The sequence below is a fragment of the Actinocrinis sp. genome (assembly GCF_035946395.1).
Taxonomy (GTDB): domain Bacteria; phylum Actinomycetota; class Actinomycetes; order Streptomycetales; family Catenulisporaceae; genus Actinocrinis.
Genome location: NZ_DASYZI010000069.1, coordinates 18983 through 33142, shown reverse-complemented (window position 1 = coordinate 33142; position 14160 = coordinate 18983). Strand labels below are relative to the sequence as shown.

The 14160-nt window shown below is 71.8% G+C and carries 15 protein-coding genes, 1 pseudogene and 1 riboswitch; of the genes and pseudogenes, 6 read left to right on the top strand and 10 right to left on the bottom strand.

Translation table 11 applies throughout. From position 1 onward, the window contains the following. Positions 1-140 (top strand): substrate-binding domain-containing protein (locus VGS97_RS29775; protein ID WP_414641644.1); only part of this gene is annotated, 140 nt, incomplete at its 5' end. 363 nt (positions 141-503) lie between these two features. Here the strand turns inward: VGS97_RS29775 and VGS97_RS04810 are convergent. The 8 genes and pseudogenes from VGS97_RS04810 to VGS97_RS04775 form a co-directional block, all read right to left on the bottom strand. Next, a complete protein-coding gene (locus tag VGS97_RS04810) occupies positions 504-1019 on the bottom strand; it encodes a PH domain-containing protein (protein ID WP_326851966.1) in 516 nt (171 codons plus the stop codon). A 24-nt stretch (positions 1020-1043) separates the two neighbouring features. Next, on the bottom strand, positions 1044-1886 hold the full coding sequence (gene hisG, locus VGS97_RS04805; RefSeq protein WP_326851965.1) for an ATP phosphoribosyltransferase: 843 nt from the start codon (positions 1884-1886) through the stop codon (positions 1044-1046). A 97-nt stretch (positions 1887-1983) separates the two neighbouring features. After that, positions 1984-2253 (bottom strand): phosphoribosyl-ATP diphosphatase, encoded by a 270-nt coding sequence (locus VGS97_RS04800; protein ID WP_326851964.1) that lies wholly within the window; start codon positions 2251-2253, stop codon positions 1984-1986. Between the two features lie 11 nt (positions 2254-2264). After that, positions 2265-2759, bottom strand: a complete 495-nt coding sequence (gene ribH / locus VGS97_RS04795) for a 6,7-dimethyl-8-ribityllumazine synthase (RefSeq protein ID WP_326851963.1) — start codon at positions 2757-2759, stop codon at positions 2265-2267. Between the two features lie 79 nt (positions 2760-2838). Next, a pseudogene (gene ribB / locus VGS97_RS04790) lies at positions 2839-3459 on the bottom strand (3,4-dihydroxy-2-butanone-4-phosphate synthase); the annotation flags it as partial. A gap of 8 nt (positions 3460-3467) precedes the next feature. Continuing rightward, a complete protein-coding gene (locus VGS97_RS04785) occupies positions 3468-4112 on the bottom strand; it encodes a riboflavin synthase (protein WP_326851961.1) in 645 nt (214 codons plus the stop codon). A gap of 175 nt (positions 4113-4287) precedes the next feature. Then, positions 4288-4443: riboswitch (FMN riboswitch) on the bottom strand. Positions 4444-4559: 116 nt separating this feature from the next. After that, positions 4560-5222: an ACT domain-containing protein gene (locus VGS97_RS04780; RefSeq protein ID WP_326851960.1), complete on the bottom strand. Its 663-nt coding sequence runs from the start codon at positions 5220-5222 to the stop codon at positions 4560-4562. 138 nt (positions 5223-5360) lie between these two features. Continuing rightward, complete coding sequence (locus VGS97_RS04775) at positions 5361-5816, bottom strand: hypothetical protein (protein ID WP_326851959.1); 456 nt, start codon at positions 5814-5816, stop codon at positions 5361-5363. Positions 5817-5998: 182 nt separating this feature from the next. Between VGS97_RS04775 and VGS97_RS04770 the strand changes: the two genes are divergently transcribed. Continuing rightward, the gene (locus tag VGS97_RS04770) at positions 5999-6559 is read left to right on the top strand and encodes a Uma2 family endonuclease (protein WP_326851958.1); all 561 of its coding nucleotides are present in this window, start codon (positions 5999-6001) and stop codon (positions 6557-6559) included. A gap of 36 nt (positions 6560-6595) precedes the next feature. Further along, positions 6596-7120, top strand: a complete 525-nt coding sequence (locus VGS97_RS04765; protein WP_326851957.1) for a Uma2 family endonuclease — start codon at positions 6596-6598, stop codon at positions 7118-7120. Between the two features lie 58 nt (positions 7121-7178). On the opposite strand, the gene VGS97_RS04760 is transcribed toward VGS97_RS04765, so the two are convergent. Continuing rightward, the gene (locus VGS97_RS04760; RefSeq protein ID WP_349261980.1) at positions 7179-9761 is read right to left on the bottom strand and encodes a DEAD/DEAH box helicase; all 2583 of its coding nucleotides are present in this window, start codon (positions 9759-9761) and stop codon (positions 7179-7181) included. A 116-nt stretch (positions 9762-9877) separates the two neighbouring features. Between VGS97_RS04760 and VGS97_RS04755 the strand changes: the two genes are divergently transcribed. The 3 genes from VGS97_RS04755 to VGS97_RS04745 all read left to right on the top strand — a co-directional run bounded on the left by VGS97_RS04755 (position 9878) and on the right by VGS97_RS04745 (position 13263). Further along, on the top strand, positions 9878-10972 hold the full coding sequence (locus VGS97_RS04755) for a hypothetical protein (RefSeq protein ID WP_326851955.1): 1095 nt from the start codon (positions 9878-9880) through the stop codon (positions 10970-10972). Between the two features lie 199 nt (positions 10973-11171). Beyond that, positions 11172-12515: a MurT ligase domain-containing protein gene (locus tag VGS97_RS04750; protein WP_349261983.1), complete on the top strand. Its 1344-nt coding sequence runs from the start codon at positions 11172-11174 to the stop codon at positions 12513-12515. A 1-nt stretch (position 12516) separates the two neighbouring features. Continuing rightward, positions 12517-13263, top strand: coding sequence for a glutamine amidotransferase (locus VGS97_RS04745; protein ID WP_326851953.1), 747 nt, complete (start codon positions 12517-12519; stop codon positions 13261-13263). 34 nt (positions 13264-13297) lie between these two features. Here VGS97_RS04745 and VGS97_RS04740 read toward each other — a convergent pair whose 3' ends face one another. Next, positions 13298-14140, bottom strand: a complete 843-nt coding sequence (locus VGS97_RS04740; RefSeq protein ID WP_326851952.1) for an RNA methyltransferase — start codon at positions 14138-14140, stop codon at positions 13298-13300. Positions 14141-14160 lie beyond the last annotated feature (20 nt).

The following is a 14160-nucleotide window of genomic DNA, read 5'->3' as shown; positions in this document are numbered from 1 at the left end:
ACCCGCCGCTCAGCTCCGTGCGCCAGCCGATCGAGCAGGTCGCGCGGGACCTGGTGCGGCTGCTGCTGGCGCGCGTGGACGGCGAGGCCGTGCAGTCGCTGACGCTGCCGACGACGCTGACGCGGCGCGCCTCCGCCTGAGAGCGAGACAACCCTTCGCGGACCGGCCTTCTGCCTGACGCTGTGTGACGCCGGGTCAGCGAACGCGGCGCGCGCCGAGCAGGACGCAGTCGCCGCACGCCATGCCGTCGCGGCCGGGGCGGCGCGATAGAACAGGCAGCAGTTGCAGCGTTGGACCCCCATCTCCCGCCACGGCGTCACTGCCCGCGTACGCGGGTCGTGTGCCTGGGCCGCGAAGGACGACCGCAGCGCGGCGAGCCGCCCGGTCACGGGTGCCGGTGATGGCAACGTTCTCGCTCGCGGGCGAGAAGCGGGTCACACCGGCACCGGGTTCGAGCTCTGGGAAGGGGGCGCAACAAGCGATTCAATGCGTCGACAGGGTGCTTAGTCGCCGCGCCCGGTGTACGAGTACAGCTCCACCAGGGAGCGCAGGTCGGCCACGGCTTGGCGGGCCGTGCCGGCGCCGTTGGACGGCTGGATGCCCATGGCGGCGAGGCTGTCGCCGGAGTCCAGGTCGAGCAGCACCCACGGGTCGCCGGGCCGCAGGTTGACCCGCACGATCTGCGGCCATTCGAGCCGGTGGGTGCGCAGCATGTTGACCACCGTCAGCCCCCCGCGGTCGGCCACCACCTTCGGGCGGGCGAGCACCAGCAGCACGGCCGCTCCGGCCAGCCCGATGCCGCCGAACGCGATGCGGTCCGGTAGCGGCCACGGCGCTCCGCCGTCGCTGGGCAGCAGCGCGGCGACCAGGCCCATGGAGCCGGCCATGAGCACCGCGACGGCGAACACGATCACCCTTGTGCGCGTGGGGCGCCAGGTGATCGGCAGGACCGGCAGTCCTTCCTCGCCGGGTGAGCCGAGTGCGCCATCGCTATCGCTCAGCTCGCTGTTGGGTGCCATCGCTCCCGTCTCGTGTGGGTGCCGCTACAGGCGACACGCCCGGATGTCGGTCACGAGGATAGCGCGGGCGCCGAGCTGCCAGAGGTCGTCCATGATGGGTTGGGCGTTCTCGCGCGGCACCATGGCGCGCACGGCGACCCAGCCCTCGGTGTGCAGCGGGGAGACGGTCGGGGACTGGAGCCCCGGGGTGACGGCGACGGCAGCCTTGAGCTGCTCGGCCCGGATGTCGTAGTCCATCATCACGTAGCTGCGGGCGACCAGCACGCCCTGCATGCGGCGCACGAACTGCTCGACCGCCGGGTCGGGCCCGCAGCCGCTGCGGCGCACGAGCACGGCCTCGGATTCGAGGATGGGCTCGCCGATCAGCTCAAGGCCCATCTGCCGCAGCGTGGTGCCGGTCTCCACCACGTCGGCGATCACGTCGGCGACGCCGAGCTCGATGGCGATCTCCACGGCGCCGTCAAGCTTGACGACCTGCGCCTCCACCCCCGCGGCGGCCAGGTGCGCGCGCACGACCCCGGTGTAGGAGCTGGCGATGCGCAGGCCCTTGAGGTCCTCGACGGCGCGGCCGGTGCCGGGCCGCCCGGCGAAGCGGAACGTGGAACGGGCGAAACCCAGCTGCATGATCTCCTCGGCGGGGGCGCCGGAGTCCAGCAGCAGGTCGCGGCCGGTGATGCCGACGTCGAGCCGGCCGGAGCCGACGTACACGGCGATGTCGCGGGGCCGCAGGAAGAACAGCTCGGCACCGGAGACGGGGTCGGAGACCAGCAGCTCGCGGTCCTTGCGCTGGCGGTACCCGGCCTCGTGCAGCATCCCGCAGGCCGCCTCGGACAGCGATCCCTTGTTGGGCACGGCGATGCGCAGCATGGGTGTGGGACCTTTCGTGGGGGCGACGGGTCGTCAGGTTCGGGCGGTGCGGGCTCTCAAGCGGTCACGGCAGCCGCGGACACACGGCGGCAGCCGGTCACAGGTGGGCGTAGACGTCGTCGAGGTCCAGGCCGCGGGCGAGCATCAGCACCTGCACGTGGTAGATCAGCTGGCTGATCTCCTCCGCGGTGCGGTCGGCGCTCTCGTGCTCGGCGGCCATCCACACCTCGGCGGCCTCCTCGACGACCTTCTTGCCGATGGCGTGCACGCCGGCCTGCACCAGCTCGACGGTACGCGAGCCGGGCTGCCCGGAGGCAGCCTTGGCGGACAGCTCGGCGAACAACTCCTCGAAGCTCTTGCTCTTCACGCCCCCGCCGCTCACTTCTCGCCCAGTCCCCTCAGCGCGAGCGCGGTGGCCACCGCGCTGAGCGCCGCCTCACGGCCCTTGTCCTCGCTGGAGCCGGGCAGCCCGGCGCGCTCACGCGCCTGCTGCTCCGTGTCGCAGGTCAGCACGCCGAACCCGACCGGGATGCCGGACTCGACGGCGACCTTGACCAGCCCGTCGGTGGCGGCGCGGCACACGTACTCGAAGTGCGGGGTACCGCCGCGCACGACCACGCCGAGCGCGACGATCGCGTCGTAACGGTGCTTGGCCAGGGCGTGCGCGGCCACGGGAAGCTCGAAGCAGCCGGGCACGCGCAGCACGGTGGGCTCGTCGATGCCGAGGTCCGCCAGGGCCTTGCGCGCACTGTCCAGCAGCGCGTCCATGATCTCGGTGTGCCAGCGGGCGGCGGCCACGCCGACCCGCAGCTGCGCGCACTTGCGCAGGTCCGCCGGGTCGACGGCCAGTTCGGGTGCTCCGGTGCCGGACACGCGTGCTCTCCACTCTTTGCCTCGGTGCGGTTGACCGTTTCCGACGCTACCGCGTCGCGCCTCAGCGCACCGGGGCCGTCCGGTAGGCGATCAGGTCGGCGATCGAGACGATCGCCAGGCCGTGGCGGGCGGCGAAGCCGAGCAGGTCGGGCAGCCGGGCCATGGTGCCGTCGTCGTTGACGATCTCGACCAGCACGCCGATCGGCGCCAGCCCGGCCAGGCGCGCCAGGTCGACCGCGGCCTCGGTGTGCCCGGGGCGTTCCAGCACGCCGCCGGGGCGGGCGCGCAGCGGGAAGACGTGCCCGGGGCGCGTCAGGTCCGCGGCGGTGGTGCCCGGGTCGGCCAGCAGGCGGATGGTGTGGGCGCGGTCGGCGGCGGAGATACCGGTGCTCACCCCGTCGCGCGCGTCCACGCTGACGGTGAACGCGGTGCCCTTGCGGTCCTGGTTGACCGCGGTCATCGGCGGCAGCTCCAGCAGGTCGGCGCGCGCGTCGTCCATCGGCGCGCAGATCACGCCGCTGGAGTAACGCACCGTGAACGCCAGCAGCGCGGGCGTGGCGTGCACGGCGGCGAAAATGATGTCGCCCTCGTTCTCGCGGTCCTCGTCGTCGACGACGACGACCGGGCGCCCGGCGGCGATCTGCGCGATCGCGGTGTCAATCGTGTCCAGCAGCCCCGCGCGCTCCAGCGTGCCCAGCATGTCGGCACTCATGCGCCCTCCCCAGAGGCCGCACCGGCGCCAGACAGCAGCCGCTCGGCGTACTTGGCCAGCACGTCGACCTCCAGGTTGACCCGCTGCCCGGCCTGCTTGACGCCCAGGGTGGTCTGGGCGAGCGTCGCGGGGATCAGCGAGACGGTGAACGCGGCACCACCCGCACCCTCCTCCAGCGCCGAGACGGTCAGGCTGATGCCGTCGACGGTGATCGAGCCCTTCTCCACGACGTAGCGGGCCAAGCGCGCGGGCAGTGAGACGGTCACCAGTTCCCAGTGCTCGCTCGGCTCGCGCCGCAGGATGGTGCCGGCGGCGTCCACGTGGCCCTGCACGATGTGCCCGCCGAAGCGGCCGCTGGCGGCCATGGGCCGCTCCAGGTTGACCCGGTCGCCGGGCGCCAGGTCGCCGAGACTGGAGCGTTTGAGCGACTCGGCCATCACGTCGGCGGTGAACTCGCCGCGGGCCAGGGAGTCGGAGCCGGTGGCGTCGATGACGGTCAGGCACACGCCGTTGACCGCGATCGAGGAGCCGTGCACGGCGTCGGAGGCGACCAGCGGCCCGCGCACGGTGAAGCGGGCGGCGTCGGGCAGCGCCTCGATGGCGACGATCTCGCCGAGTTCTTCGATGATTCCGGTGAACACCGCTTGCGTCTCTCCCTCTGGCCGGTCCGGACCGCGGCGCGGTCTCCGGGCGCAGACGAGGGAGGCACTGCTGGGCGGCGTACGGCAGCGGGCCACGGGCCCGGTCGCGGCGTGACCCGGCCATGAGAAGGACCGGGCCCGCCGCACGCGCGCGCCCGCGCACGTGCCGACGCTCCCGCGTGCTGCCTCCCATCCGGACTTTCACCGTCGGTCCCGGAGTTCCACCGGGTCAACCGTTCGGACGCGCCTCGGGCCGAAGCCCGTGCGCGGCCCTCGCGGGTCGCGGACTGTCACCGCCGGTTCGGAATTACACCGACCCCGGAGCACGCTTGCTGTCTACTTCAATCAGTGTGCCATGCCCGGTATTCCCGATCCCCTTCTTTATTGCCCTGCGTCCTGTGAACTGCCGCACAGCGCGCAACGCACGCCACACGCGTCACTGACGCCTCACGCCGCGGGGCCGGACGCCTCGGCGGCACGTGCGAGCAGCCGCGCCCCCGCGATCGCGGCGCCGACCTCGGTCAGCCGCGCGAGGCGCAGCACCTCGAAACGGTGGAACGGCGGGTCGCCGACGCGGCACACCACGACCAGCACGCCATTGCCGACCGGGGCGGCGGCGTACCGGTCGGCGCCTACGGACACGGCGGCGGCGCGCGCCGGCAGGTCAGGCAGCACGAGCTCGCGCGGGGCGTCCCAACTGCGGGCCAGCACCGCGGCAGCCGGCAGCGACCCGGCGGCCCCGGCGCGCACGGCCACCGCCCAGTCGGCGGCCAGGATCCGCGGCAGCGCGTCGGCCAGCACGCTCAGCGCCGCGCGCGGGTCGGCGGCGACCCGGCCGAGCAGGTCGAGGTCGGGAAACGCGCCGGGCACCTCCCCGGAGGGCCGCACGCCCTCGACGGTCACGGCGCTAAGCGCCCGCAGCGAGCGTTCGAGGCGCGCGCGGTGCCGTTCCTCGGGCAGGAACACGGTGATCTCGTCCAGAGCCCGCCCCGGCTCCCTGCTCAGCACGCTGACCTGCACGATGTCGGCGCCGCAGGCACCGAGCTCCCGGGTCACCTGCCCGAGCGCGCCCGGGCGGTCCGCCACCCAGAGCCGCAGCCGCAGCAGCACGTCAAGTCCCCTTCCCGCCGGTTGCCTCGCTCCAGCCCCCGCGACGATCGGCCCCTGAACGGTGACGATCGGCCCCGTCAGTCTCGCCGCGCCCGGTTTCCGCCCCGTTGCGCCCGTGTCACCGATACGCACGTTTCCCTATGCGCGCTTTCGCCGCGTGCGCCGCCCGGCCGCCACCGCGAACGCGGTGGCGAACAGCAGGCCCCCGACCATCTCGTGGCTGTAGAACCGCCCGGGCGCCTCATCCTGGATACGGCCGTGGAACGCGTCCACCGCCGCCGGGTACGGCGAGCGCCCGAAGAACAACTCCGAGGGCTTGTCCAGGTCGGGCAGCGCCGCACCGACCATACCGGCCAGCACGGCGGCCCGCCGCTCGCGCGCAGTCAGCGCGTACACGGCGGCCATCGCGCCGAGCCCGGTCAGCCCGTCGGCGACGGCGACCCGCAGGAAATGCTCCCGGCTGCGCCACCGCCCCCAGTGCGGCAGCGCGTCAAGCGCGAAGTGCGACGCGATGCCCAGCGGCAGCGCCGCCGCAGGCCGCCCGCTGGCCGCCCCGATCGCCGCACCGGACAGCACGTGGTTGGTGATCAGCATCAGCTCTCCCAGGTTCGCGGCAAACGGCGGGCAGGCACCCACGGCGCCTTTTCCAGCCTAAAAGATCACACGTACGTGTGATCGTCCTGAGAATGGCACCGACACGCCGAAGAGCGCTGTAACGGTGATCACGCCGCGCGCATCTTGCACGCGGCTTCTATCGACAACGAGGAGGTGGGACGATGACGATCGTGATGTCCGACCGCGAACACGACCTGATGGATGTGGTGCAGTCGATCCACGACGGTCTCGAACTCCCCGAGGGATACCGAGCCGAGATCATCGGGGGTCAGATCGCCGTGGTTGTGTCACCGTTCGGCATGCACGCGTACATCCTTCAGGAGATCCGCGACGCGGCCACCGGCCGCCTGCCCGAGGGCCACAGGCTCTACGAGAACATCACGCTTGAGGAACCCGACGGCGACCGGTACATCCCCGACCTCGCGCTGCTACCCGACGCGTTGATGCGTACCCGCAGGCAATGGATCTTCCCGATGGGAATGTGCCTGCTCACGGTTGAGGTGACTTCCCCGGGCCAAGAGGATCGCGACTACCGCAAGACGGCGGGATACGCGCGGGCCGGGATTCCGGTGTACCTGATCGTGGATCAGAAGCGGCGGCGGTGCGTCGTGCACAGCGAGCCCGAGGGCGACAAGTACGCCACCGTGACGGAGGTGCCGTTCGGCCGCGACGTCGTCCTGCCGCTCGCCGCGCCGCTCACCGTCGACACCTCCAGACTCTGACCGTCACCTGACAGAGCGAAAGGACGTAGGACTGTCGTGGTGACGCTGGCCGAGTATGCGCGCGATCCACGTAGGCGCACTGAACTCGTCAATGGGGTAATCATCGAGGGCTCACTCACGCCGCGTGGGCAAATCACCGCCGCTCGTATGCTCACGGGGATCCTCGAACAGCACGGCCTGATTTCCGGGATGCGGGCGAATCTGATCCTCGACGACAGCGATCCGCTGCGACCGCTCGTGCGAGAACCAGATGTGTACGTGCTGCGCGAGGAGAACGACCCTGAGGACGACGGACTGTTCCAGCGGGCTGAGAATGTTCTGCTGGTCGTCGAGGTCAGGTCGCCCAGTTCGGGGATCACCGACTGGGTCGAGAAGATGTCCGAGTACGCGGACGCGGGCATCCCGCGCTACTGGATCATCGAGTTCTTCAACGGCGTGCCGCACCTGTGCACCTTCGGTCTCAAGCCCGGCGGCTACGGGGAGCGGGAGCACTGGGACAAGGACGTCGACATCGAGGTCGCGGGGGTGCGAGTGCGGTTCGACCTGCGTGACCTGGTTTAACGCACGTTTGACGATGCGTTGCGTGAGGCCCGTCTTTGGCTGAGCCTGTGCGCGCCGGTCAGCCGAGACGGGCGAAGCCGAGCACGCGCAGGACTGCGCGGCCGGCGGCGTCGCTGGCGGCGAGGTCGACTTCAGCGCGCAGGATCCAGTCGTGGTTCACAGCCGGGTCGTCGAGGACCTGGCGCACCTTCCACACGGGGTCCTGGTTGGAGTTGCGTTCGTCCTCCTCGACGAACAGCAGCCGGGGGCCGCGCGCGTCGGGGCCGGTGAGGATCTCCTCGTGCTCGGCGTAGTAGTCGCCGAGGGCGTCGTCCCAATCCTGGGCGCTCCACGCTCCGTCCCACTCGTCGGTCGGGGGCAGGGCAAGCTCCTGGAGCACGAGCGCGTCCTCGGCGTCGAGGTCGGCTAGGGCGTCGGCGTCGTCCTTCGCGGCCAGTTCCACGCGGCGGAACAGGGCGTTGCGCACCAGGACGCGGAAAGCACGCCGGTTGGCGGTGACCGGCGGCGGGGTGTCGTCGCCGGGTCGCAGCTCGGCGGCCGCGTCGGGGTTGGCCAGGGCCTCCCACTCGTCCACGAGACTGGAGTCGACCTGGCGCACGATCTCGCCGAGCCATTCGATCAGGTCGTGCAGATCCTCGCTCTTGGTGGCATCGGGAACGGTGTGACGCAGCGCCTTGAACGCGTCGGCGAGGTAGCGCAGCACGATGCCCTCGACGCGGGCCAACTGGTAGTGCGCGACGTAGTCGGAGAACGTCATCGCCTGCTCGTACATCTCGCGCACCACGGACTTCGGGCTGACCGGATGGTCGCCGATCCAGGGATGCGCGCGCCGGTACACCTCGTACGCGTGCGCGAGCAGTTCGGCCAGCGGCTGAGGGTGGGTGATCTCGGCGAGGCGCTCCATGCGCTCCTCGTACTCGATCCCGGCGGCCTTCATCTCGGCGACCGCGTCGCCCTTGGCCTTGTTCTCCTGCGCGGCCAGGATCTGCCGCGGGTCGTCCAGGGTCGACTCGACGACGGAGAGCACGTCGAGCGCGTAGCTGCCGGACTCGGGGTCGAGCAGGTCGAACGCGGCCAGGGCGAACGTGGACAGCGCCTGGTTGAGGGCGAAGTCCTCCTGTAGGTCGACGGTCAGGCGCACGGTGCGGCCGGTCTCGTCGGGTTCGTCGAGCTTCTCGATGACGCCCGCGTCGAGCAGGGAGCGGTAGACCGCGATCGCGCGGTGAATGTGCCGGCGCTGCGCGGCGCGCGGCTCGTGGTTGTCGGTCAGTAGTTTGCGCATCGCCGTGAACGGATCACCGGGCCGCGCGATGACCGCCAGCAGCATGGCGTGCGTGACCTGGAAACGCGAGACGAGCGGCTCGGGCTCGGCCTCGATCAGCTTCTGGAAGGTCTGCTCGCTCCACGCCACGAAGCCCTCGGGCGCCTTCTTGCGGGTGTAGCCGCGCCGCCGCTTCGGATCATCGCCGATCTTCGCCAGGGCGCGTTCGTTCTCGATGACGTGGTCCGGCGCCTGCGCGGCGACGTACCCGATGGTGTCGTACCCGGCACGCCCGGCCCGACCGGCGATCTGGTGGAACTCACGGGCGCGCAGCATCCGCACCCGCTGCCCGTCGTACTTGGACAGCGCGGTCAACAGCACGGTACGGATCGGCACGTTGACCCCGACGCCGAGGGTGTCGGTGCCGCAGATGACCTTCAACAGCCCGGCCTGCGCGAGGCGCTCGACCAGCCGCCGGTACTTGGGCAGCATCCCGGCGTGATGCACGCCGATGCCGTGCCGCACGAACCGCGAGAGGGTGCGCCCGAACTTCGTGGTGAACCGGAAGTTGCCGATCAGCTGCGCGATGGCGTCCTTCTCGGCCTTGGTGCACACGTTCACGCTCATCAGCGACTGCGCGCGCTCGACCGCGGCGGCCTGGGTGAAGTGCACGACGTACACCGGCGCTTGGCCGCCTTGCAGCAGTTCCTCGACGGTCTCGTGCAGCGGCGTCATCCGGTACGAGTAGGACAGCGGCACGGGCCGCTCAGCCGAACGCACGGTGACCGTGGTCCGGCCGGTGCGCCGCGCCAGGTCCGTCTCGAAGCGCGCGGTCTCGCCGAGCGTCGCGGACATCAGCAGGAACTGCGCTCGCGGCAGCTCCAACAGCGGCACCTGCCACGCCCAGCCGCGGTCCGGCTCGGCGTAGAAGTGGAACTCGTCCATCACGACCAAGCCGGCGTCGGAGCGCACCCCGTCGCGCAGCGCGATGTTGGCGAGCACTTCGGCGGTGCAGCAGATGATCGGCGCGGTGGGGTTGACGGAGGCGTCGCCGGTGAGCATGCCGACGTTGCCGGACCCGAAGGCCTTGCACAGGTCGAAGAACTTCTCCGAGACCAGCGCCTTGATCGGCGCGGTGTAGTAAGTGCGCTGCCCGCGCGCGTAGGCGGCGAAGTGGCCGCCGGCCGCGACGAGGGACTTGCCGGAGCCGGTGGGCGTGGCCAGGATGACGTTGCCGCCGGTGAACAGCTCGATCAGCGCCTCGTCCTGCGCGGGATAGAGCATGATGCCCAGTTCGCCGGTCCAGCCGGTGAACGCGGCGTAGAGCGCGTCGGGGTCGGTGCTCTGGGGCAGCCGCTCGAAAAGGTCCACGCCATTCATTCTGGCAGCGCTCGCACGCGCGGTGCGCCGCGCGCGGCGATGGCGCCCACACGTGGCCGACACATGATGGACGGGCGCTACCGTCTGGTCATCCGGGACCGCTACGCTTTCCGGCCATGGCATCGATACGGCTGTTCGGACGGGGTAGGAACACGGCCGCGGCGGGCGGCCCGGCGGTGGACGCCGCACTGATCGCGGACGCGCTCGAAGGCCTGACGGCGGCGTCGATGTCCACGACGTGGCGCTGCCGGCACGGCGCCGGGGTGAGCATCGGGGAAGGCGCGGTGGACTTCGAGGCGCGCCGCTCGCGCGCCACGGTGATCCGCGGCAAGTACACGTTCGAATACGTGCGGTCGGGATCGAGCGTGTACCGCGTTGCGGTCACCGACGCTGATGCCGCAGGTACGGCCGCGGTCGCGCCGTCCAAGTCCGCGGAACCGGAGTTGGATCCGGGCGTGGACGACGCGGATGACGCGGCGGCGGATGAAGATGAGGAAGATGGGGCGGGGCTGGATCCGGACGAGGATCTGGATCCTGATGCGGTGGACGTCGAGGCCGATGAAGAAGCCGACGCCGATGATGCGGATGCCGAGGAGGACGGGGACTTCGGTGACGATGAGGAAGAGGACGCTGACGCGGCCGACGAGAACGATGACAGCGATGCGCTGGACGTGAGCGAGCCGGACGTGTCGGCGGCGGATGCTGATGCTGTGGTGACGGCGTGGGAGGCGTTCAGCGACCATGACGCGTGCGGCGTGCACGCCTACGCCGAGCCCGCGGTGCTGGCCGCCGGGGTGCGCGCGGCGGGGGTGGTGCAGCCGCGCGGGACGCAGGAGGTCGACGGGGTGGCGTTGTCGGCGTATGCGGTGACGCTCAAGCCGAAGCCGGGGGATCCGAACCGGCTGCTGGCGCGCCTGGCTCGGCAGTTGCGCGACCACGGGGCGAACGTGGTGGTGGTCACCGCGTTCATGAACGACTCGGCGGCGGACTCGGGCGATGACGGCGAGTCGGACGACGGCGACGGGCCGGGGCGGATCGTGCGGCTGCGCGTGGAGTTGCCGCACTGGACCCCGGCGGATGATCCGACGGCGGATCACACGGTCAGCGTCGACCTGTTCGAGTTCGACGAGCCGGTGAAAATCGACATGCCTGATGCGCAGGGCGCCAAGCGGCGCGCGGCGCGCTCGTGCGCGGATCTCGCGCTGTTCTGAGCGTTCCCGGTTCCGGTTCGCGTTCGCGCACGTGGCGTGGCGGCGTGTGACACGGCTGATCTTGCCGGGCGATAGGCTGTCGCCGCGGCGGCACGAGTGACTACGAGTGGCTGTGGCGAACAGGACTGCGGCGGTCCGTGGCGGCCGAGACCAGGGCGGCAGGGCGAAGAAGGGCACCGGGGTGACGACGAGCGTGGCAGTGGGCGGCGACGATACCGAGACGGACCCCGTTTCCGCGCAGGGCCTTCCGGCGCGTTCGCGGGTGGCTGTGGCGGCGGGCAAGGTGACCGGCGCGGTCTCGCGCGCGGCGGGCCGTGGCTCGGGCGCGGTGATCGGCGGGCGGGTCGCGCTGCGCTTGGACCCGGAGCTGCTGCGCAGGCTCACCGAGGGCCGCGAGTGCGTGCTGGTGTCCGCGACCAACGGCAAGACCACCACGACGCGGCTGATCGCCGAGGCGCTGCGCGCGATCGGGCCGGTGGCCTCCAACGCGTTGGGCGCGAACATGCCGGCGGGGATCACCGCGGCGATGGCGCACGACCGCGACGCCCGGCACGCGGTGATCGAGGTCGATGAGAAGTACCTGCCCGCGGTGGCGACCCAGACCAAGCCCCGGGCGATCGCGCTGCTGAACCTCTCCCGCGACCAGCTTGACCGCGCGGCGGAGACCCGGATGCTGGCGCAGCGCTGGCGCGACGGGCTGGCCGGCACCGCGGCGACCGTGGTGGCCAACGCCGACGATCCGCTGGTGGTGTGGGCCGCGGGCCTGGCGGGCGACGTGGTGTGGGTCGCGGCGGGGCAGGCGTGGCAGGAGGACGCCTGGTCCTGCCCGCAGTGCGGCGGGGTGCTCTACCGCCCGGACGCGCACTGGCGGTGCGCGACGTGCGAGTTCCACCGCCCCGACCCGGCGTGGCGCCTGGACGGCGACGCGCTGCGCGACCCGCTGGGGGTGCGCATCGCGCTGGACGGGCTCAAGCTGCCGGGACGGGCGAACCGGGCCAACGCGACCACGGCGGCGGCGGTCGCGTCGATCTTCGGGGTGGACCCGCAGGTCGCGGTGCGCCGCATGGAGCAGGTCACCGCGGTCGCGGGCCGCTACGACACGGTCAGCTACCGGGGGCGGCGACTGCGGCTGCTGCTGGCGAAGAACCCGGCGGGCTGGCTGGAGACCTTCGACCTGGTGGCCTCGGACCGCGCGGCGGACGACGCGGCGTCGGCTGAGGCGCTGTCAGCCGCAGCCGCGCCGAACGAAACAGCGCCGGGCGGCGCGGGGCATCCGGTGCTGCTGTCGGTCAACGCCCTGGGCGCGGACGGCACGGACACCTCGTGGCTGTGGGACGTGGACTACACGCGCCTGGCCGGGCGCCCGGTGCTGGTGATCGGACAGCGGCGCCTGGATCTGGCGGTACGCCTTCAGGTCGCCGGGGTGCAGTTCACCGTGCACGACGACGTGGACGGCGCGGTGGACGCGGCGCCGCCGGGGCTGATCGACGTGATCGCGAACTACACAGCGTTCCAGCAGCTGCGCCAGAAGGTGGGTGCCTGAGATGTCGGCGTTCGGTGTCAGCGCGCTGCGGATCGTGTGGATCTACCCGGATCTGCTGTCCACCTACGGGGACCAGGGCAACGCGCTGATCCTCGCGTACCGCGCGAAGGCGCGCGGGCACCGGGTGGAGCGCGTCGACGTGCGCAGCGACCAGGCGGTGCCGTCCGAGGCGGACATCTACCTGATCGGCGGCGGGGAGGACCGGCCGCAGCGCCTGGCGGCCGAGCGGCTGCGCCGCGACCCCGGGCTCAAGCGCGCGGCGCAGCGCGGCGCCGTGGTGCTCGCGGTGTGCGCGGGATTCCAGCTGATGGGCCATGCCTTCTACGACGAGCAGGACGGCGTGCTGCCGGGCCTCGGGCTGATCGACGTGACCTCGCACCGCGGCACCGAGCGCTGCGTCGGCGAGGTCGTCGCGGATGTCGACGCGGGGCTGAGCGTGGGCGGCAAGCCGCTGCCCGCGCTGACCGGGTTCGAGAACCACATGGGCACCACGCTGCTCGGCTCGGGCGTCAAGCCGCTGGGCGCCACCGTGCGCGTGGGGCACGGCAACGGCGCGGGTACGGGCGTGGACGGCGCGCACGTCGGGAAGATCGCGGGCACGTACCTGCACGGCCCGGTCCTGGCACGCAACCCGGCGCTGGCGGACCTGCTGCTGAGCTGGGCCGACGGCGACCCCGCCGCCTCCCCCGTCGACGACGCGTGGGCGTTGCGGCTGCGCGGCGAGCGGCTCACTGCCGTCGGCGCGTAACGCGCAGCGTGCGGCGTACGGGCGCCGCATCGGGTCAGGGCGCGGTGAGCGCGTAGCAGGCGACAGCGGCTGCGGCGGCGACGTTGAGGGAGTCCACACCCGCGGCCATCGGGATGCGCACCCGCAGGTCGCACGCTTCCAGGGCCCGTGGCGAGAGGCCGTCGCCCTCGGAGCCGAGCAGCAGCGCGACCTTCTGCCCCCGCTGGAGCCTTAGGGCGCGCAGGTCGACGGCGTCCGGCGCGGGCGTCAGGGCCATGAGCCAGTAGCCGAGGCTGTCGAGCAGATCCAGGGCGCGCGGCCACGGGTGCACCGGGTCCTCGCCGAGGCGCGCGTACGGAACCGCGAACACGGTGCCCATCGACACGCGCACGGCGCGCCGGTACAGCGGGTCGGCGCAGTCGGGCGCCAGCAGCACCGCGTCCATGCCGAGGGCGGCGGCGCTGCGGAAGATCGCGCCGATGTTGGTGTGGTTGTTGACCGTCTCCAGCACCACGATGCGCCGAGAGCGCTCCAGCAGCGTCACGGGGTCGGGCAGCGGCAGGCGGCCCATGGCGGCCAGGGCGCCGCGGTGCACGTTGAACCCCGTGATCTCTTCCAGCAGTTCGGGCGAGCCCACGTACACCGGCGTGTCCGTGCGGGCGATCACCTCGGCCATGGTGTCGAGCCACTTGTCGGACAACAGCATCGAACGCATCGGGTACCCGGCGTCCACCGCACGGGTGATGACTTTCTCGCCTTCGGCGATGAACAGGCCCCGTTCCGGCTCGGTGCGGGTACGCAGCTGCATGTCCGTCAGACCGGTGTAGTCGTGCAACCGCTCGTCGTCCGCGCGCTCGATGTGGATCGCGCGTTCCTGCACCGTCTGATCGGGCGTCACGTCAGTGCTCAGTCCTCAAC